Annotated in this window: 15 protein-coding genes and 2 pseudogenes; 12 read left to right on the top strand and 5 right to left on the bottom strand. The window is 45.5% G+C overall.

Annotated features, from left to right (window positions below; genetic code table 11):
* Positions 1-47: 47 nt before the first annotated feature.
* The gene (locus R7Q47_RS11375) at positions 48-2,813 is read right to left on the bottom strand and encodes an AAA family ATPase (RefSeq protein ID WP_140064760.1); all 2,766 of its coding nucleotides are present in this window, start codon (positions 2,811-2,813) and stop codon (positions 48-50) included.
* 807 nt (positions 2,814-3,620) lie between these two features.
* Here R7Q47_RS11375 and R7Q47_RS26895 point away from each other — a divergent pair.
* The 8 genes and pseudogenes from R7Q47_RS26895 to R7Q47_RS11410 form a co-directional block, all read left to right on the top strand.
* Positions 3,621-4,307 (top strand): annotated as a pseudogene (locus tag R7Q47_RS26895) (PAS domain-containing protein); the annotation flags it as partial.
* A 180-nt stretch (positions 4,308-4,487) separates the two neighbouring features.
* Positions 4,488-4,841: pseudogene (locus R7Q47_RS26900) on the top strand (methyl-accepting chemotaxis protein); the annotation flags it as partial.
* Between the two features lie 287 nt (positions 4,842-5,128).
* Positions 5,129-5,731: an ABC transporter permease gene (locus R7Q47_RS11385; RefSeq protein ID WP_017635730.1), complete on the top strand. Its 603-nt coding sequence runs from the start codon at positions 5,129-5,131 to the stop codon at positions 5,729-5,731.
* Positions 5,732-5,755: 24 nt separating this feature from the next.
* Positions 5,756-6,925 (top strand): ABC transporter ATP-binding protein, encoded by a 1,170-nt coding sequence (locus R7Q47_RS11390; protein ID WP_137282536.1) that lies wholly within the window; start codon positions 5,756-5,758, stop codon positions 6,923-6,925.
* Positions 6,922-7,656, top strand: coding sequence for an ABC transporter permease (locus R7Q47_RS11395; RefSeq protein ID WP_006742426.1), 735 nt, complete (start codon positions 6,922-6,924; stop codon positions 7,654-7,656). Before R7Q47_RS11390 ends, R7Q47_RS11395 begins: the two co-directional genes overlap by 4 nt.
* 35 nt (positions 7,657-7,691) lie before the next feature.
* Positions 7,692-8,573, top strand: coding sequence for a glycine betaine ABC transporter substrate-binding protein (locus R7Q47_RS11400; RefSeq protein WP_137282537.1), 882 nt, complete (start codon positions 7,692-7,694; stop codon positions 8,571-8,573).
* 4 nt (positions 8,574-8,577) lie between these two features.
* Positions 8,578-9,414, top strand: a complete 837-nt coding sequence (locus R7Q47_RS11405) for a nitrilase-related carbon-nitrogen hydrolase (protein ID WP_137282538.1) — start codon at positions 8,578-8,580, stop codon at positions 9,412-9,414.
* A gap of 17 nt (positions 9,415-9,431) precedes the next feature.
* Positions 9,432-10,778, top strand: coding sequence for an MmgE/PrpD family protein (locus R7Q47_RS11410; RefSeq protein WP_137282539.1), 1,347 nt, complete (start codon positions 9,432-9,434; stop codon positions 10,776-10,778).
* A 36-nt stretch (positions 10,779-10,814) separates the two neighbouring features.
* Here R7Q47_RS11410 and R7Q47_RS11415 read toward each other — a convergent pair whose 3' ends face one another.
* Positions 10,815-11,771 (bottom strand): GlxA family transcriptional regulator, encoded by a 957-nt coding sequence (locus R7Q47_RS11415; protein WP_154203918.1) that lies wholly within the window; start codon positions 11,769-11,771, stop codon positions 10,815-10,817.
* 154 nt (positions 11,772-11,925) lie between these two features.
* On the opposite strand from R7Q47_RS11415, the gene R7Q47_RS11420 reads away from it, so the two are divergent.
* From R7Q47_RS11420 to R7Q47_RS11435, 4 genes are all read left to right on the top strand, one after another.
* Positions 11,926-12,819: an alpha/beta hydrolase gene (locus R7Q47_RS11420; protein WP_137282541.1), complete on the top strand. Its 894-nt coding sequence runs from the start codon at positions 11,926-11,928 to the stop codon at positions 12,817-12,819.
* Positions 12,820-12,877: 58 nt separating this feature from the next.
* Positions 12,878-13,747: an amidohydrolase family protein gene (locus R7Q47_RS11425; protein ID WP_137282542.1), complete on the top strand. Its 870-nt coding sequence runs from the start codon at positions 12,878-12,880 to the stop codon at positions 13,745-13,747.
* A 55-nt stretch (positions 13,748-13,802) separates the two neighbouring features.
* The gene (locus R7Q47_RS11430) at positions 13,803-16,850 is read left to right on the top strand and encodes an FAD-binding and (Fe-S)-binding domain-containing protein (protein WP_154203917.1); all 3,048 of its coding nucleotides are present in this window, start codon (positions 13,803-13,805) and stop codon (positions 16,848-16,850) included.
* Between the two features lie 215 nt (positions 16,851-17,065).
* Positions 17,066-17,944, top strand: a complete 879-nt coding sequence (locus R7Q47_RS11435) for a DMT family transporter (RefSeq protein ID WP_005375761.1) — start codon at positions 17,066-17,068, stop codon at positions 17,942-17,944.
* Positions 17,945-17,990: 46 nt separating this feature from the next.
* Here R7Q47_RS11435 and R7Q47_RS11440 read toward each other — a convergent pair whose 3' ends face one another.
* From R7Q47_RS11440 to R7Q47_RS11450, 3 genes are read right to left on the bottom strand one after another with little or no spacing between them, the layout of a single operon-like run.
* Entirely contained in the window at positions 17,991-18,899 is a 909-nt protein-coding gene (locus R7Q47_RS11440; protein ID WP_318088997.1) for a hydroxymethylglutaryl-CoA lyase, read from the bottom strand.
* Positions 18,899-19,738, bottom strand: coding sequence for an enoyl-CoA hydratase-related protein (locus tag R7Q47_RS11445; RefSeq protein WP_171344096.1), 840 nt, complete (start codon positions 19,736-19,738; stop codon positions 18,899-18,901). Before R7Q47_RS11445 ends, R7Q47_RS11440 begins: the two co-directional genes overlap by 1 nt.
* Positions 19,739-19,767: 29 nt before the next feature.
* Positions 19,768-21,372, bottom strand: a complete 1,605-nt coding sequence (locus R7Q47_RS11450; protein WP_213962392.1) for a carboxyl transferase domain-containing protein — start codon at positions 21,370-21,372, stop codon at positions 19,768-19,770.
* Positions 21,373-21,389 lie beyond the last annotated feature (17 nt).

Here is a 21,389-nt window from a genome sequence, read left to right on the forward strand (position 1 = left end):
CCCCGTGATGTATCACGGGGGATATTCAACCAAGCATTCGTCTATAGCTAAACTTGTTCTAAGATCTTGTTCAGCAACAGTAACTCCCTATTAGCTCGCTCAAGGCGGTCTCTGCAATTTTGAACAAGCTTCTGATCAGCATTATCTACAAACCCTTGATTTGCTAATTGACGGGTAGTTTGTTCCCTGATTCTTTCATGTTCTGCTTTTTCACTATTCAACTTCTCGACAGTTTGCTCTTGATTTAACTGAGCCTCTAATACCCATAACTTCTCATAGATAGTCTGAACTTCTAAGCTAGTTGTTGCATGAGAAAAGTTATAGTTATACTCATCAAACGCGTGATGTTCTTGATTCTGACCACCCCAGTTTATTAGATCGTTTTTCAGGTAGTTAAAGGTGCCGACATTACCGTTCAATGATTTCGCAAACTCGCGATAAGTTTCCTCTAAGCTGATTTCCAACCAATTGTCTTTTTTGAGTTGTCTGCTAGAAAATGTTGTCGTTATTTCGATTTGATTTCTAACACAATACTCATTGACCATAGTCTCAAACCAAATTCGTGAGTAGACCAGTGCTTGACGAATGTCGTATACCTCAAGTGCTTCTTTAACCTTTTGAGAGTAATTCACACCGAAGTTTTGTATAACTATCCCCTTTGGTGTCGATTTCAATATTTGACTTGAAAATGTGTCCGCATCAGTTGCTCTTTTATGTCTGTTCGAAATCTTCTCCCAGAACATTCTGTCATGCGTTGTAATTATTCTTTGAACTGTTTTTAGGTAAACATCATCACTAAACATATCTATAATATTTGACCTATGTTCAGTATCAATTGCATTGATTACATCATCGAAAACAATCACTGGATGACTGTTTTTCTTTGCTACAGATAAGAGTAAGGCAAGTCCTAACCCTCTGAGGTGTCCTTCACTTAACACACAAAACGCGTCATCTTCACTACCATCTTGCATCTTAAGAATAATTCTATATGTTCCGCCTTTTTGCTGAAATTTGACTTCCGACACTAGTTCATTCGGGTTGTCATGCTTATTGATTTGGTTGTAATAGCTCAGTGTTGATAGTTCTATTCCATTTATATTTGTAGACTCTATTCCTTGCTTGTACTCATTAAGTTTTGAAAATAATTTCTTGTAACTATCTTCAAGCTGCTTTGCAAAGTCGTTAAACTTCTCGTCAAGCACTATTTGAATCGCATGAATTTTACTTTGTTCAAAAAGACGAATTATTTCTTTTTGTGTTTCCAGTAATAGCTCAGATTTCGCCTCAATATTTGTTTCAAAAACTGTAGCAGAATCGAGTTTTTTCTCGATGTCGTGAATTTTAGCGTTAAGAGACTCGAGGCGTTTAGCTTGATTTGCTACTCTCTTGTTTCTTGCTCTAATATCATCATTCAGTTTTTCAATTTCAGTTGAGAACCCGTATAGTGCCGATAACTGTTTTAAATACTCGGCTGGATTAGATGTGTCTGACGATAAAACATTGTTGATAGCTGAAACCAAGCCTTTCGTTAGGGTATCTCGGTGTAGCTCTAGGCACGTTTGTATATAAGCGACGGAAACAGCTATTCGTTCTTTTAATTGGTGCTCTATCTTTTCGCAGGTTATGGATAATTGCTCTAAAAACGCTAGCTTTGGTAGCTCGTCTTCAACTACTTTTTGTGGATGTTTTCGAACCTCTTTAATAGGCGTTTCACAAGTTGGGCAGATTTCAATTTCGGACATATCACCGAAGTTTTTCATAGCCTTATACAAATCTTTGTAGTTAACTTTACTAGCGTTGTTTGCTAAGACTTTTCTTCTACTTGCTGACAAATCAATTAACCAAGTGATTGACTCGATATATTTAGCTAAGGAGTTTAGCTGAACTTCTTCACTAGTAACTTCAAATTTCTGAGTACTTAGCATTAGGTGTTTTTTCAACCTATCGAAGTAATTCTTCCTTGTTACTATATGAGCATGTTCATATCTTTCTAATCCAAATAGTTCAGCTAAGAGCTGCTGCTCTTTTTGGATTTCGTCGTTCTTTGTTTTTCTCAAGCGCCTTTTTTCAGCGAGTTGTTGGGTCACATCTTCATAACTGTCTTGACCAGACGTTCTAAAAAACTCAGCCGCTTTGAATGAAGCTGGCTTAACCATTCCATTTACAATGTCGTCAATTTCTTCAAGCTCAAACAATGTAGCCAGAACATCCGCTTGTCTGACGTTCGTATCCTTCGAACCCAATAGTGAGAATTCTTGTAGTCTGTTTCTATCAATAAAGCAGCTATTCCAAAAGGGGGATTGGGAGACGGTTCCATTAACCAATTTGCAGTTAATGCTTGGTGCCCCACCATTCTTTATGTAGCTTTTTAATGGTGTATTTCTTCTACTCGCTTCTTTTACGTTATTAGTAAGGCTATATTCTATAGCTTCACATAATGATGTTTTGCCTCCACCGTTTGGTGCAAAAAAGACATTAACACCCTTGCTAAATGGGATTAACGTCCCTTCATCATTGTCGTTAAGTGAAGAAAACCCTCTAAAGTTTTTGACTTGTATTGATTTCAAAGGTGTCAGGACTAAATTGGAGTCATCACGTGCTAAAGCCATATTTTGATCTACAATTCGCCTGTACCTTTCTACATTCTTTTTCACTCTTCTCTTTATCTTATCTATGTCACCAAGCTCCGAAAACATCACTTTTGTCAGTTTCTTGTCTTTTTGATTTTTAATGAGGGACAATAGATATAGATAAGAGACATCATCATCTAGAATCTGACTTTTTAGAAAATTATTTAAATGATAACTCATGAAAGGTACACCTGTGCAACTGGTTGTAAAGGAATGCTACCATTTATAGTAACTGCATGTTACCCAAAGTTTTATTCTTAAACCGTTAGATTGATCTATGTAGTTGTCAGAGTGTTTTGAAAAAAAGCGAACTTAATGAGATCTGCTTCTTTCCCCTTGATATGAACAAATCGGAGTAGTTAACGGCTTTCCATATCTGTAGTTATCCATGAATGTCTAATTTAGGAAAGTCACTGACAAGCTTTTGTCCAAAAGCTTGTTGGTCTGTGTGCTGTTATTGGTTGCTCCGTGCGCTATTAATAGAAATGCAAGCGAATAATGAGTGGGTAATCGCTCAAAAGTCGGGTGGAAAAGCGGTAAAACGGCGAAAATTATTGGAACTAAGTCAAGGCCCTTTTTTTAAATGAAAAGGCTTATTGATCTGAACACACCACTTCCCCATATAAGTATATCCACAAATACAAACCTCAAATTGGCGATAAAGAGCTTTAATATTGATAAATATATAAACAACTTGGGTGCTGAAGAAATTTCAGTATACTGCGCTTAGGTTACACTGGAGAAAAAATCGCCGTATTCCCTGCGGGGTCCTTTGATAAGAAATAGAAATCGCGTTTGAATATGCAACCAAACGATTTTGCCGCTTGCAGTTTATTCGGTATACAAATAATAAACCGTTGACTAGTTCGAAGATTAGTCAAATGAGAGAAAGTTATGTTTTTTAATAAGTCGCTTCAACAAGAAAATCAACGAGTAAAGCAGGAGTTGCAAATCCTGCAGCAAATCCAAACCAGTTTAGATGAAGAGATGATCCGCTTAACATTGGATAGTAAAGGCATCATTACTTCTGCAAATACTAAGCTACAGCAAGAACTTTTCTTAAATGATGATGAGATCTTAACGAAATCAATTACTGAATTGGTACCGTCAAATTCGCGCAATACAGACCACTTTCATCGAATGAAGAAAGCCGTCCAAGATAAAGTATTCTGGAATGGGGCATTGCAAGTACAGAAAGGTAACGGTGAGGAAGCCTGGTTAAGAACGATTATCCAGCCTGTTTTAAATGAGCGCAGAGAAGTAGAAAGCTTTTTTGTTTTTGCTTCTGAACTTACGCGAACGATCAAATCATCTCGTGAGCAAGAGGACATGCTAAATGCATTAAGTCGTTCTATGGCCGTGATTGAGTTCACATTAGATGGCCATGTTTTAAAAGCCAACGATAATTTCCTAAACACAATGGGTTATACGCTTGATCAGATTCTAGGGAAGCATCATCGCATGTTTTGTGATCAGGAAGAGTCGAGCTCTCAAGCTTACCGTGAGTTTTGACAACGTTTAGCAAAAGGGCAATTTTCATCAGAGCGATTCAAACGAGTTAACCGTTATGGTGAAGAGGTGTGGTTAGAGGCTTCATATAACCCTATCCATAACGACAGAGGAGAGCTCTACAAGGTCGTTAAGTTCGCGACAGATATTACCCAGCAGGTGATGCAGGAACAGAAAATGGCCCAGGCTGCGCAATTGGCGAACGAAATCTCCCAAGAAACTGGAACACAAACCCTGCAAGGGCAAGAGGTTATAGGCTCAACGTTAGAAAAGATGCAGATACTTTCCGAGCAAATGCAGCAAGCGAACACCGCGATTGACGAGCTTAAAGCGCACTCATCGCGTATTAGCGAGTTGGTAAATAGCATCAGTGGTATCGCTGACCAAACTAACTTATTGGCGTTAAATGCGGCGATAGAAGCGGCTCGTGCGGGTGAGCATGGTAGAGGTTTTGCCGTTGTTGCTGATGAAGTCAGACAGCTTGCTACAAGAACCAATGCAACCACCGATGAAATTGTCACAATGGTCAGTGAAAACCTACAGCGAACAGATAACGCAGTTAAGCTGATCGCTAAATGCCAAAAAGAAGCACTAGATACGCTAGAGCTCTCTGAAAAAGCAGGCAATGTGATGAATGAAATACAAGATGGCGCTAGCCGTGTTGTAGAGGCCGTGGAGCAATTTAACCGCTCGTTGTAGTCAGTTCTTCATGCCAGCACAGGCTTTTAAGTTCCTATATAATCAAATTGTTTACTAGTGCTACTCATCGCCAATCAAGCGTGTTTTTGGTGATGAGAAAGCCAGTTCATTCCTTTCTTAATATTTCGTATTTCTATCTTTACGTGTCGCTATTTTACAACACTGTTAATAAAAAGTAGCGTAATTTAATCTCCTGTTAACTTGGTTGCGAATCACAGTTGGGGGAGACCTACTTGGACTTACTAAATTTCACCATAGATAACTTAGCGCTGCTAGGTACGCTTACCATGGAGCACATCTCTTTGGTTGCTCTGGCTGTTGGGCTTGCCATCTTAACTGGCGTACCTATCGGCATTCTTATCACACAAAATGAGCGCGCTGCGAAAGTGGTGCTTTACGTAGCGTCCATCATTATCACCATTCCTTCAATCGCATTGTTTGGTTTGATGATTCCTCTCTTATCGACCATTGGTCATGGGATTGGCTACGTGCCCGCCGTGATTACCGTACTGCTTTATTCTCAGCTGCCTATTATTCGCAACACTTATACCGCCATTCACAACGTAGAACCGTCACTCCGAGAGGCAGCTCGCGGTATCGGGATGACGCCTTTTCAACGTTTGAAAATGGTGGAAATTCCATTGGCGATTCCGGTGATTATGGCGGGTGTGAGAACGGCAGTAGTAATGAATATTGGCGTTATGGCGATCGCCGCGTATATCGGAGCCGGTGGGCTGGGCGTGTTTATCAGCCGTGGCATCTCGCAAAGTGATCCTCGACAACTGATCGTTGGTGCCATCGCCGTCAGCCTTCTGGCTATCATCGCGGATTACGGATTGATTCGACTACAAAAAAGATTAACGCCACCGGGCCTAACCGCTGCTCGATAAAGGACAAATAATAGGGACATTCAAATGATCAAAATTGACAAGCTAACCAAAATTTTTGAAACGCCTAATGGCCCGGTGACTGCCGCAGATCACATTGAGATGGAAGTTCCCAGTGGTGAAATTTGTGTGTTACTTGGCCCGTCCGGTTGTGGCAAAACCACAACGCTGAAAATGGTCAACCGAATTATTCCCGCGACATCGGGCAAGATCTATCTTGGCGGTGAAGATACTTCTGGGATGGATACAGTCACTCTGCGCCGCAACATCGGCTATGTTATTCAGCAAATTGGCTTATTTCCCAACATGACGATCGGCGAAAACATCGCGGTGGTTCCCAAGTTATTAGGGTGGGATAAGGCAAGGTACATGACGCGTGCAAAAGAGCTATTGGAGATGGTTGCTCTTGATCCTAGTGTCTTTCTTAATCGTTATCCAAATGAGCTGTCTGGCGGACAGCAGCAACGAATTGGAGTTGCTCGAGCGCTAGCTGCGGATCCTCCCGTCATGCTGATGGATGAACCTTTTGGTGCGATTGACCCGATCAACCGTGAAGTAATCCAGGATGAGTTCCTTAAAATGCAGCAAGAGCTCAACAAGACCATCATGTTTGTCAGTCATGACATTGATGAAGCGGTCAAAATGGCCGATAGAATTGCGATTTTCCGTGATGGTCACCTGGTTCAGTACGATACGCCTGACGATTTGCTCGCACACCCGAAAGATGATTTCGTGAAAAACTTTGTCGGAGATGATCGCGCACTTAAACGTCTTCGCTTAGTGACGGCTGAATCCGTCATGCAGACCACTTTTGCGTACGTGAAACCTAACGATACGCTTGCCGACGCCCTAACCAAAATTGACGCGTATGGGTATCGCGACGCCGTGATATTAGTGAATGACCAACACCAACCTATCGGTTATGTGCCAAAAGCTACCGCAATCAATATGAAGGGGTACTGCGGCGAACATTATGTCGGCCTGAAAACAATCGCCCGAACCACGGATGATCTGCGTAAAGTCGCATCGAAGATGTTCACGCACGACATTGTTTGGATGCCGTGTGTTGACGAGAATGGCCGCTTAGTGGGCGAAGTCACACAGCGCGGCATTACCCATTATCTCGGTGCAACTTATCAGCGCGATACCTCTCCTAGGCAGCCGCAGCCATTGCATCAGGCTAAGGAGGCATCGTGACCAATCAGCTTAAACAAACCTACTATTTCGTTTTATTGGCGTGTGTCTTTGCGTTGGGTATTTATTTACAAGGCGCGGGTACGATCGATGATTTTCTTTACTACCAAGAAGACATTGTTTATTTGACGGTTCAGCATATTGAACTGGTGCTGCTGTCTGGTGGATTGGCGATCCTAATCGCGATTCCCGTCGGCGTATTGCTCAGCCGTCCTCGTTTTCAGAAAGTCGCAGAATCGGCGATGCAGGTTTTGAATGTGGGGACCACGATTCCTACTTTAGCCATTCTCGCGCTGGCAATGAGCTTTCTTGGTATTGGCACCGTGCCTGCGGTATTTGGGCTGACGATTGCCTCGTTGTTGCCGATTGTCAGAAACACCTACATTGGACTGAAAGAAGTGCCCGCTCATTTAAAAGAAGCGGCGTCAGGCATTGGTATGACCGAGTTACAAATGTTGTTTCAGGTTGAAATTCCTAATGCGCTGTTCGTCATTTTTGCCGGTATCCGCACGGCGTTAGCTGTCAACGTGGGCACCGTTCCACTGGCCTTCTTAATTGGTGGCGGTGGGTTAGGGGAGCTCATTTTTACCGGTATTGATCTGGATGAACCCATCATGATGCTGGCAGGCGCTATTCCTACAGCGATGCTGGCTATCGCTATCGACAGTGTGGTAGGAGCCGTTTCTTATGTCACTGTACCTAAAGGCTGTAACCCTATTAGAGCTAGACAATAACAATCCTAAAAATTGAACACAGACAGGAGTCAAACATGTTGAAGCAAATTACTCGCCGCTTGCTGGCCGTTGGTGTACTGCTTTCAAGTTTTCACGCATCTGCGGAAATCGTCGTAGGTGGTAAAAACTTTACAGAACAACAGCTTTTAACGGAAATCACGTCTCAATATTTAACCAAAAAAGGCTACGACGTTGATAAACGTTCGGGCATGGGCAGTGCGGTTTTGCGTAAAGCGCAAGAAAACGGCCAGATTGATCTTTATTGGGAATATACGGGCACATCACTGATCATTTACAACAAAGTCAAAGACAAGCTCCCAGCCGAGCAAGTGTATCAACGCGTTAAGGAACTCGATGCGAAGAAAGGTCTAGTTTGGCTTAACCCTTCAAAAGCGAACAACACCTACGCGCTCGCTATGCGCAGTGACGATGCGAAGCAACGTGGCATCTCAACCTTATCCGACTTCGCCGAGCAAATGCGCCAAGACCCGCCAATGAGCATTGCTTTGAATGCGGAATTCTATGCACGAAAAGATGGCTTCCGACCTTTACAGAAAACCTACAAATTCAAAGCTTCACGAGACCAAGTGAAACGCATGGATACGGGGTTAACTTATGATGCGCTGAAAGGGAAAGAAGTCGATGCTGCGCTCGTATTCGCAACAGATGGTCGTATCAAAGCATTCGGTTTTACCGTTTTAACGGATGACAAACAGTTTTTCCCTGATTACGCGATCACACCTGTGGTTCGCCAAGAAACGCTAGATGCGAACCCAGAGCTTGCCGAGCAAATGAACGCGCTTTCTGCGGCGATCGATGGCGATACGATGTCGACTTTGAATCAACAAGTTGATGTGGAGCGACGTTCGATCTCAGAAGTCGCAAGCCAGTTCCTATCTGAGCATAACTTGGGGTAATACCATGACTATCCTGCAAGTCAGTGTGGCCCAAATCAACGCCCAGTTAGGCGATGTGAATGCCAATCTGAATACTCATCAGGATTACATAAAGCAAGCTGCGGCCTTGGGGTTGCAGCTATTACTGTTTCCTGAACTCTCCTTGACCGGATACCAGCTCCAATCTTCTGTGCGTGAAGTTGCCATGAAGCGTGATGATGCTCGGCTTAAAGAGCTTGCGCAACTTGCACCGCACATGTCCGTGATTGTCGGCTTTGTGGAACAGGCCGCTCCGGGAGAATACTACAACGCGATGGCTTGGTTGCTCGGTGGTACGGTGGTTGCTGTGCATCGCAAAATCAATTTACCAACCTATGGTGGGCTTGAAGAGGGCAAGTGGTTTCATTCTGGTGACGCAACCACCAGCGTTTCTCTTGATGATAATTGGCGAGGCTCGGTTTTAATTTGTGCCGATTTATGGAATCCACCTTTGGTTCATTGCGCGCTACTCGATAAGCCTGAAATCTTGCTCGCGCCGATCAATTCGGCCAGCAGTATTGTCAGTAAAGATTTTTCCAATGAAGACAACTGGTTAGTTAACGTTAAATTTTATGCGGTGCTCTACGGAACTCCAGTTTTGATGGCCAACCGTTACGGGCCAGAGGGCGAAGCGTGGTTTTGGGGAGGAAGCTGTATTTTGTCTGCAACGGGTGAGCTATTGGCGCAGGCAGAAGACGGTGAAACCTTGATAACTGCAACCTTGTCATTGGACGATATTGATAAAGCCAGATTCGAGCTGCCTACCATGCGAGACAGCAATACACCATTGATCACAACACTATTGTCGAAGGCAAAACGCTAAAACTGGAGCAGTAGACGATGCAATCTATTCATCGATTTATTCACGAATTAACCTTTGAACAGCTTCCCGCTGACGTTATTGAACAAGCGAAATATTGCGTCTTGGATTTGTTGGGTGTCGCCGCAGCTGGTAAAGCGACGCAGCTGCAAAACATGGTAGCCAAACTCGCGCAGAAGCAGTTTGCCGGTGATACGCCGATGCTGTTTTCTGATCACACGGCCAGTGGTTGTGGGGCAACTCTATATGGCGGCATGTTGATTGACAGTATGGACGCGCACGACGGCCAAGTCCTGACGAAAGGCCATGTTGGCGTCGCTGTTTTGCCGGGGCTGCTCGCCAGTATGCATGAGTCAGCAGTTACGGGAGAAGAGTTATTAACGTCCCTCGTCATTGGCTACGAAATAGCAACTCGCGCCGGAATCGCGCTGCATCAAACCGCTTGTGATTATCATACTTCTGGTGCTTGGAATGCGTTGGGCGTCGCTGCGGTGTCTGCAAGAAGAAAAGACTTAACGGATGCACAAACAGAGCATGCGCTCGGCATTGCCGAGTTCTATGGTCCACGCAGCCAAATGATGCGTTGTATTGAACATCCAACCATGCTCAAAGACGGCTCTGGCTGGGGAGCAATGGCGGGCTTTGCCAGTGCAGAGCTGGCAGAAGAAGGATTTACTGGCGCGCCAGCCGTGACTCTGCTGGATCAACAAACTCACGCTTTGTGGGCAGATTTAGGGCAGCGCTGGTATATCCTGGAACAATACTTTAAACCGTATCCGGTTTGTCGTTGGGCTCAACCCGCGGTTGAAGCGGTGAGAGCGCTGCAACAAGAAAATAAACTAGAACCTGATGAGATTGAACTTATCGAAGTTCACAGCTTTCACCAGGCGGTGTGCCTGCATACCAAGCGCCCTGAGACAACCGAGCAGGCTCAGTACAGTTTGCCATTTTCAGTCGCGAGTGCGGTTATAGATAATACGGTCACGGTAGAAGCCGTCACCAGAGGACTGAAAGATCCTGCTCGCTTGGCACTTACGGAACGGATGAAGTTAATTGAAGAGCCTGCATACAATGATAAGTTTCCAGCCGAACGTTGGGCGCATGTCGTGGTGACGTTGAAAAATGGCGACAAACTGACTTCGCCTCCCTGTATTGCGCGAGGTAATCCTGAAAATCCGCTCAGTCGAGGCGAGATGCGAGGTAAGTTTCGTACTTTGGCAGAGAAAGAACTGCCCGCTTCGCGCGTGTCAGCGATAGAAGAGGGCTGTTTGCAACTTGATAAAGCCAGTAAAGAGCAGGTACTTGCTTGGCTATCATTGCTTTACCAAGGCACGTTGTCCGATAAGCCGTCTGACACATCACGATGAGATCGAAGAGATCGAACTCCTTTCTCTTACTCAATCTTAAGCTAAACGTCGCTCTTCACGCGGCGTTTTTTCATAGCGTTTTTTGTAGCAGCGCGCAAAATACGATGTAGAACTGAACCCACAAGCGGTGCTGATTTGAGTGATGGACAGCATGGTTTGCAACAACAAATGTTGAGCGCGTTCTAAGCGCAATTGAAGGTAGTAATTGCCTGGTTTGTCTTGCAAGTATTGCCAAAATAACCTTTCCATCTGCCTGACCGATAACCCTACTTGCTCGCCAATTTCATAGCACTTTAGTGGCTCTTCCATGTTGGCTTCCATGATTTCTACCGCGTCGAGCAGGCGCGGGTGGCGGATGTTGTGCTTACGGATTAACGACATCCTCTGTTTATCATGCGCGGGTCGAATCGCAGGGTGAATGCATTGCTCAGCCACTTGATTCGCCAAGTCACTCCCATGTTGGTTTGTAATTAAATGAAGCATCATATCCAAACCGGCTAAGCCGCCCGAACAAGTTGGTGTGCGTGGGTCGAATTCGTACAACTCACTGGTCACGTTAATGTTTGGAAACTCCTCTGCCAGACTGTTGGCGGACTCCCAATGCACGGTACACGTTTTGTTTTTTAACAGGCCAGCTTTTGCTAACAATACGCTGCCTGTCGAAGTCGAGCCCACGGCGATGCCTTGACGAAGCGCTTGCTTTAACCACTGATTCACCGAGCCACTCGCAGCAGCAACATGGGCGCCAATACCTGCCACAACTAGAAGCAAGTCTAAATGAGCAATGTTGTTGACTGACTGTGTTGGCGAGAATGAAACGCCATTACTGGCCGACACTTCTTTATCTTCGAATCCATAAATATCCCACTGATACAAATCGCAACCAGCGAGGCGGTTGGTCATTCGAAGAGGTTCGATAACCGCCGAAAAAGAGAGCATCGAAAAATCAGGAATAAGGAAAAAACCAATGCGATACGTGTGTGTCGTTTTCATTCTCTGTGGTCACCAAGTGGGCAGTTCATCTATGTCGTATTTCTGGATAAGAATGTCGCAATTGTTAAATTATTGCTATCAAAATTCGAACATGATGTGACTTAAGACAAGGAGTTCTTTGTCGAGCATACACATTCATTTGGACGAGATAATTATGATTGAACAAAAAGCCCCAGTAATTAGTGATGGTCTACGCCTTGATGGCGCTTTCTTTACTGACGAGAACGTTAACAACCCAGACTTACCGATCGTTATTGTCTGCTCAGGCTTTACTGGGCAAAAAAATATTCACCCAGAGCGTTACGCGAGAGCCTTAACTGCGAAGGGCTTTACAGTATTCGGATTTGACTACCGTGGCTTTGGCGAATCTGAGGGTATTCGTGAGCGAGTTATTTTGGATGAACAAGTACGCGACATCGCCAACGCGGTTGCGGTTGTGAAAATGCGCGCTGACGAGGAAGGCCGCAAAGTCGTACTGGCTGGCTGGGGCATGGCGGGGGGATTAATTCTTGATGCTTACCGCGTTTGCCAAGATGCGATTGATGGCCTTATCTCCATGAACGGCTTTTATGATGCGGTACGTGTTCAGGTTGCTCAACGTGGTGAGCACGGTTGGAAAGCGTTCCGTCAATTTATGTTAGAAGAGCGTACACGTCTTGCTCTTGGTGGAGAAAAGCAGGGGATTGATCCATTTGAAATCTACCCGCTTGATCCAGTAAGCCGCGAATATGTATTCACTGAACTGGTCAAAGCGCCGGGCTACGGCGTGACATCTGATCTGGATTTTGCGGATTCTCTCATCAATTTCAAACCGGAAGCTCTACTGGACGAGCGATTTGCAGACGCGCCAATCTTAATTGCGCACGGTGCAGAAAACGACCTTCACCCAGTGACCGAAGCAAAGTCGCTGTACGCGAAATACCCTGGGCCGAAATCTCTATTCTTACTGCCTGAAGGTGGTCACACCGAGTGGATGTTGGACGACGATCCTAAGTTTATTCAGTTCTCTGGCGTGATCGCGAACTGGTTGAGTGAGAACTTCAGTTAAGTCTTCAAGAGGTGCTTTCACTGATGGCACCTCTATCTTTCTGACAGGATGATTTTCGATGAGCATAATTCCATTTTGTGAAGCGGCTGACCCATTTGTAAATAAACCAACAATCGCGATTCCTGAAGGCGCGGTTGATTGTCATGCCCACGTTTTTTCTTCACGTTATCCGTACTGTGAAACGCGAACCTACACGCCACCCGATGCCAGCGTCGGCGCGTACCTGCATTTGCACCAGCAATTAGGTATCCGTCATGGCGTGCTGGTTCAGCCGAGTGTGTATGGCAATGACAACCAGTTGCATCTTGATACATTACGGTATTTACGCCAGCAAGGTTACGACTACAAAGGCGTCGCGGTCGTGGATGCGGATGTGTCCGAGCAAACGCTTGATGAGCTACAAGAAGCGGGATTTTGTGGTGTACGGATGAATTTGCTGTTTAAAGGTGGTATTGAGTGGCGTGATGTTGAACGTTTAGCGGCTCGCCTTGCAGAGCGATACTGGCACCTTCAATGCTTAATTGATGTTTCGCAGTTTGATGACTTATATCAGCGATTAAGGGCTTTACCCGTGCCCGTAGTGATTGACCATCTTGGACATATGCCAACAAACAAGCTGATTTCTCATCCTGGTTTTCAAACCTTATTGAAGCTTAAGGCCGAAGGGAAAGTGTGGACAAAATTGTCGGCACCGTATCGTTTGTCGCTTCAATCTCCGCCTTATGATGACGTTTCTTCGTTTGCTCAAGCTTTGTTAGAAGCGAATGAAGAGCAATGCGTCTGGGGCTCGGATTGGCCTCATCCATGTTTTGCTGCTGAGATGCCAAATGATGGCCAGCTATTAGATACCTTGTGGCACTGGACGCAAGATACGACAGTGTTTAGCAAGATTCTGGTCGATAACCCCAAGCGCCTCTACCGCTTTTAACTCCACATTCATGTTATGAACCTAAAAAGACAACCGTAAGGCACTGATTCAAATTATGCTTCCTGCACTTCCGCTACAGCTTTCCTCTGATCCTGTGGTTATCAAGTTCTTTAACACCCTTAAACAGCTTGGTTTCAAGGGGGATACTGATGCTCGCTATACCACTCGATTGAGTATGGCGACTGACAATAGCGTCTACCAGCAACTTCCGTTGTCGGTCGTCTTTCCTGCCAACCATCATGATGTGGTAATACTTGGCAAGGTCAGTGCTCGTGATGAATTTAAGCACCTGACCTTTTCGCCCAGAGGAGGCGGAACGGGCACCAACGGACAATCATTGAACTCGGGGATCGTGGTTGATCTGTCTCGCTATATGAATCGAGTGTTAGAGATCAACGAGCAGGAAGGTTGGGTGAGAGTGGAAGCTGGGATAGTCAAAGATCAACTCAACGACATCGTTCGCCCTTATGGTTATTTCTTCTCGCCAGATCTGTCGACCAGCAACCGCGCAACATTAGGTGGGATGATTAATACTGATGCATCAGGCCAAGGCTCTTTGCAATATGGTAAAACCTCGGATCATGTGTTGGCGCTCAAAGCCGTATTGGCGGATGGTTCGGTTCTCGATACCGAAGCAATTCAACAAAACAAATGGTTTAACAGTGATGTAGTATCGCGAGCGTTAAAAATTACGGAGGAAGTTTGTCGAGACAAGCGTCAACAGATTCTGGATAAGTTTCCTCCTCTGAATCGATTTCTTACTGGTTATGACCTAAAAAACGCCATCAACGACAAGAGTGAAGAGTTTGACGTCACGAGAATATTATGTGGCTCTGAAGGTACGTTAGCTTTTATCACTGAAGCCAAGCTCAATCTTACGCGAATACCTACCACTCGACTATTAGTGAACGTAAAATACGATAGTTTTGACTCTGCGCTACGAAATGCGCCCTTGATGGTCGAAGCAGAGGCGCTATCGGTTGAGACAGTTGATGCAAAGGTACTCAATCTTGCAAGAGAAGACATTGTCTGGCACTCGGTAAAACACGCGATCTCAGACGTGCAGGGCAAACAGATGCAAGGGATTAACTTTGTCGAGTTCACAGGCAGTCAAAGCGATGATATTGAGGATAAAGTTGAACGCTTACTTTTAATTCTTGATAAAGAAATCGTTCATCGACGCAGTGGTATCATCGGCTATCAAGTCTGTCGCGACCCCAAAGACATCCAGGCCATTTATGGCATGCGCAAGAAAGCGGTTGGGCTGCTTGGCGCGACCAAAGGTCAGGCAAAGCCGATTGCATTCGCGGAAGATACCTGTGTGCCGCCTGAAAATTTAGCGGACTTTATCGAGGAATTTCGTACGTTGCTGGACGACAATAACCTGCATTATGGCATGTTTGGGCACGTGGATGCTGGCGTCCTTCACGTGCGTCCTGCGCTCGATATGTGTGACCCCGAGCAAGAAGCGTTGATGCATCAACTGTCTGACGATGTGGTCGCGCTGGTGGCAAAATACAATGGCTTAATGTGGGGAGAACACGGTAAAGGATATCGCTCAGAATATGGACCAGCCTTCTTTGGTGATGAGCTCTTTACTGAATTAAGGCGTATTAAAGCGGCGTTTGACCCCGACAATAAAATGAATCCGGGGAAGATTTGCACACCACTGAATAGCGACGCTGAAATGGTAAAAGTCACAGCGACCAAGCGTGGCTACTATGATCGTCAGATCCCCGTAGAAGTCCGAGAGTCGCTTAAGCCCGTACTGTCTTGCAATGGCAATGGGCTGTGTTTTAATTACGATGCTGATAGCCCAATGTGTCCATCATTTAAAGTGACAGCCGATCGTCGCCACTCTCCGAAAGGGAGGGCGGGGATAATGCGTGAATGGCTGCGTCGCCTTAATGACAGTGACTTCGATTTGCTCGCCAACGAACAGCAACTTCTCAATCAAACGTTATCGGTTAAGCTTTTGGCTCAGAAGCTGAGTCAACTGATATCTCGCCCCGCATCTGATGATTTATCGCATGAAGTTTATGAGGTGATGAACGGTTGTCTAGCGTGCAAAGCGTGTGCGAGTCAGTGTCCTGTGAAAGTTGATGTGCCTGATTTTAGAGCACGTTTTTTAAACCTCTATCACTCTCGTTATCGCAGACCTCTGCGCGACTATCTGGTGTCGAATATTGAGCAACTGCTGCCGATTATGGCAAAAGCTCCCAAGCTGGTTAATCAAATTGCATCTAGTAGGCCTGTTACGCAAGTATTAGAGACATCCATCGGTTTTATTGATTCGCCAGTGCTATCGATCCCTACGTTGCAAAGTCGATGTCAGGCACTTGGAGTGAGCCCGTTTGACTTTGTGTATCTAGAATCGCTTTCCCCAGAAGTGAAGCAAAATTACGTCTTGATTGTTCAAGATCCATTTACCAGCTTTTATGAAGCCGAGTTGGTTGCGGACTTTATTCAGTTATTGCAGCGGTTAGGGAAACACCCTGTTGTTCTGCCTTTCAAACCCAATGGGAAAGCTCAACATGTAAAAGGTTTCCTTAAGGCATTCGCCAGAAATGCACAAAACACCTCGGATTTTCTCAAACAAGTTGCTGAGGTTGAAATTCCTATGATCGGTATCGATGCAGCCTTAGTGCTTTGTTATCGTGATGAATACCATCAGGTTCTAAAAGAGAAGCGAGGCGAATTTACAGTTTATACGGCTCATGAATGGCTGGTGGATACACTCAACGAATGGCCAGCTGTACGCGCATCAGATGAAGAGCCTTGGTATTTGATGGCGCATTGCACAGAAAAGACCAAAATACCGGAGACTGAGAAATCTTGGCAGTCTATTTTTCAGCACTTTGGCTTAAATCTGCAAGTCATACCTACGGGATGTTGTGGCATGGCTGGGACATTCGGACATGAAGTGGATAAGAAAAGTACGTCTGAAGCTATATATCAGCTTAGTTGGAAACCGAATATAAAGAACCTGCCCACTGAGCGTGTGTTAGCCACGGGGTACTCCTGCCGCAGTCAAGTTAAGCGTTTTGAAGGGGAGGTCGTTCGACACCCGGTACAGGTTTTAGCCAGTTTGCTTGCTGTATAGAATGCTAAAGTAATTTAGTATGCGAAAAGGCTTGCCTTAAGACTTTGCCTGCATTTAATGTATCTAGCAGCAGAACTTCAATCTGCGTGACAACAATACAGGAGAGGATCGGGCTTTCACTTTTTCGCTCGACACAAACCCCTTTCAAATTTACACAATAGCGCAGTAAAACTCTCTTGCTGCGCTATTGTGTGTTCCATATTTTGTGAGTACTTATGTTTAACTCAGAACGCAAAGCGACGGTTATTCTGGTTGCGACGACGATGATCGCGGCACTTGGCTGGATATTCTCTAAGGAAACAATACAGGGTTTACCACCTTTTGGCTTTATTGGGGCGCGATTTACTATCGCTTCGCTCTGCTTACTGCCTCTATGTTACCGACCTTTGCTGAAAGCAAACTTAAAAGATGTGCTTTCTGCTGGTGGTGTCGGGCTCCTGTTAGGCAGTGCCGTTATGACATGGATTTACGCTATTTCTATCAGTGATACTCTCGGGGAAGGCGCATTTATCATGAGCCTTTCCATGCTGTTTGTGCCGATTGTTGCATGGGTTATGTTTCGTCAACGACCACAACGAATTTTCTGGCTTTCTTTGCCTATCGCTGTATTAGGTCTTGCTTGTCTTTCTTTAGTTGGTGGCTGGAAACAATCGGCCAGTCAATTGTGGTTTCTTGGTGCAGCACTGGTTTTGGCGCTTCATTTTAATGTGAACAGCAAATACTCTCAAAAACTACCTGTGCTGCTGCTTACTTGCGTGCAACTTTTTTCAGCAGGTTGTTTAGGTTTGTTGGTTTCATTTTTTATGGAATCTTTCCCGGCAGAGGTAGACTCCTCTATTTGGTGGTGGTTTGCGTTGAGTACCTTATTAGCGACGAGCTTGCGTTACGTAATGCAAACCATGGGGCAAAAATTTGTTCAGGCAGGTAACGCTGCTCTAATTATGATATTAGAACCAGTTTGGACGGTTATTCTGAGCGTGCTGTGGTATGGCGAAGTGCTAACGGCAAATAAACTAGTAGGTTGTGTGCTTATCTTATTTTCTCTAATTATTTATCGTACTGGCGGGCGGTTTCGCTTCCCTACTCGAAAGTAGAGCAAATTAACTTGGGTTGGGAGAATTTGAGGTGCCGGATGGCCTTCTACGAAAGTGATAATACGCGGTTACGCAATGCTAATGACACTTTTGATGTAGGCTGCCGACCCAGCTCTTCGCTGATCATCCAGCCAGCTTTAGCCAGTAGATCTAAGTCGATCCCCGTTTCTATTCCTAACCCTTGGCATAAATATAGTACATCCTCCGTTGCGACATTTCCTGATGCGCCATGAGCGTATGGGCATCCACCCAGCCCAGCTACACTACTGTCGATGGTATTGATGCCCATACTCAGTGCCTGATAAATGTTGGTGAGAGCTTGTCCCCATGTGTCGTGGAAATGGACAGCAAGCTGGGGAAGAGGTGCAACCAACATGACGGCTTCCAGCATAGCAGCAATTCGACTTGGCGTGCCTGTGCCGATTGTATCGCCTAGGGATACTTCATAGCATCCTAAATCGATGAGCGATTTGGTCACGCTCGCCACCTGTTTAGGGGCTGTTGGACCGTCGTAAGGGCAATCTGCAACGCAGGATAGATAACCTCGAACAGGGATGCTGTGTTTGGTGGCTAATCGCATTACAGGCTCGAAGCGAGTTAAACTTTCTGCAATCGAGCAATTGATATTGTGTTGGCAGAATCCTTCTGATGATGAAGTGAAAATTGCGACCTGATTGGCGTCAGCCTCCAACGCTTGTTCTAAGCCTTTTAGGTTTGGAGTCAGGGCAGAGTAGGTAACATGATTTCGCCGTGTTATTGCTTTCATCACCTCTGTTGAGTCCGCCATTTGTGGCACCCATTTGGGTGAGACAAAAGAGCCCGCCTCAATATGCGTTAACCCAGTATCAGAGAGTAAGTTGATCAGCCGGATTTTAGTCTGGGTCGCAACAGGAGATTCATTTTGCAACCCATCTCTAGGACCTACTTCGACAATCTTTACTTTGGAAGGTAGCATTACTTGTCCTGTGACTTGGTGACCCAACTTGGGCTACGTTTTTCAAGAAACGCTTGCAGCCCATCTTGACCTTGGGGTGATACTCTAATGTCCGCAATGAGCTTGCTAGTATAGTGAATCAGTTGTTGATCGATGGGGTTTTGATGACATTGATGGCAGAGCGTTTTCGCTTTACGCATCGCATCTGGGCTATTAAGTAGCAACGTCTTGATTACGCTATCGACCGCATTTTCAAGCTGTTTGGCTTCTTTCACTTCGTGCACAATACCAAACCGTTCGGCATCTTCGGCTGAAATGACTTCACCACTTAAGATATAGCGTCTAGCTTGTCTATTCCCCATCGCGCGCATGACGTAAGGCGCAATGGTCGCTGGAACTAAACCAAGCTTAACTTCACTTAAGCAAAAGTTGGCACTTTGGCTTGCGATGGCGATATCACTACAACAAATCAACCCTAAAGCACCACCATAAGCGGAACCTTGAACAACTGCGATGGTGGGTTGAGGGAACGAATCTAATGTTTCCATGAGTCTTGCCAAGTTTTGGGCATCAATGAAGTTATCTTGCCTCGTGCTGTCGGCCATCGACTGCATCCAATTCAAATCGGCCCCGGATGAAAAGTGCTTGCCGTTACTTCTTAATACCAAGCACCGCACATCCGTTCGTAAAGCGAGATAATCTAGGCGGTGGATCAGCAAGTCGATCGTACAAGCGTCAAAAGCATTGTGTTTAGCTGTTCTGTTTAGGGTAATGGTCGCTACGCCATTATCATCGACATGCCAAAGAACATCATCTTGCCTTTGGGCGTTGGGAATAATGCTTGGTTGCATTTCCTGCATACTAACTTCCTTAATTCTTCTTTGGATGTTTACATTCTGAAGACGCCAAACTCGCTATCAGGAATGGGGGCATTTAATGCTGCCGTTAACGCTTGACTCAACACCTGACGCGTTTTTTTAGGGTCAATAATTCCGTCATCCCATAGCCGAGCACTCGCAAAATAGGGATGTCCTTGTGTTTCATACAAGTCTATGATCGATTCTCTAAAAATGTGCTCTTCTTGCTCTGACCACGCTTCCCCCTGACGTTCCTTCGCGTCTTTTCGAACTTGTGTTAAAACGCCTGCTGCTTGTTCTCCGCCCATCACAGAAATACGCGCGTTCGGCCACATCCACATCATGGTTGGATCATACGCTCGGCCGCACATGCCGTAATTACCAGCGCCGTACGATCCACCGATGATCACGGTAAACTTCGGCACGTCAGCACAAGCGACGGCCATCACTAGCTTGGCGCCATGTTTTGCGATGCCTTCTTCTTCAACCTTTTTTCCGACCATAAAGCCGGTAATGTTTTGGAGAAAAAGAAGCGGTGTTTTCCGTTTGGCGCACAGCTCAATAAAGTGCGCGCCTTTTTGTGCCGATTCAGAAAACAAGATACCGTTGTTTGCCACAATACCAATCAAGTGTCCTTGAATACGAGCGAAGCCACACACTAGCGTTCTGCCGTACAAGGATTTGAATTCGTCGAAATCAGAATCATCGACGATGCGGGCAATAATTTCTCGAACGTCGAATGACAGTCGTAAGTTGGCATTCACGATTCCGTAGATTTCTTCTGCGTCGTAGCGGGGAGGAAGCACGGTGTTTTCTGGCTTAACAGGTCTTGTTCTATTGGCATTGGCAATGGCTTCTCTCGCAAGCATTAGGGCATGTTCATCATTTTCAGCGTAATAATCTGCGACACCAGATTTTCGACAATGCACGTCTGCACCGCCGAGCTCTTCACCCGTCACGACTTCGCCAGTGGCCGCTTTCACCAAAGGTGGCCCCGCCAAAAAAATGGTGCCTTGCTCTTTAACCATAATGGACACATCCGCCATGGCAGGAACGTACGCGCCCCCAGCAGTGCAAAGCCCCATCACAACAGCAACTTGGGGGATGCCTTTCGCCGACATTCTCGCTTGGTTAAAGAAAATGCGACCAAAGTGTTCTTTATCGGGGAAGACGTCGGACTGATGAGGGAGATTTGCGCCACCGGAGTCCACCAAGTACACGCAGGGGAGTTGGCAACGTTGGGCAATCTCTTGCGCTCTAAGGTGTTTTTTTACCGTGAGTGGGTAGTAGGTTCCGCCTTTTACCGAAGCATCGTTGGCGATGACCATGCATTGAATCCCCTCTATGATACCAATGCCGGCGATAACACCAGCGCAGGGGATCGCTTCGTCATACACTTGCCAGGCGGCAAACTGGCTGATTTCAAGAAAGTCAGTGTTGTCATCAAGCAAGCGCGCGATGCGTTCTCGTGCGGGGAGTTTTCCTTTTTGCCTCTGGTGCTCAATGGCTTTTTCACCGCCGCCCTGTTTGATGGTCTCGATGTGTTGATTAAGTTGAGTGACCAACGTTTCCATCACGGCTTTATTGGAAAGAAATAACTCGTCAGTTGGCTTAGTTTTACTTTTGATAATGGCCATAATGACTTCCTTGTCGT

The organism is Vibrio sp. Vb0349 (genome assembly GCF_033338975.1).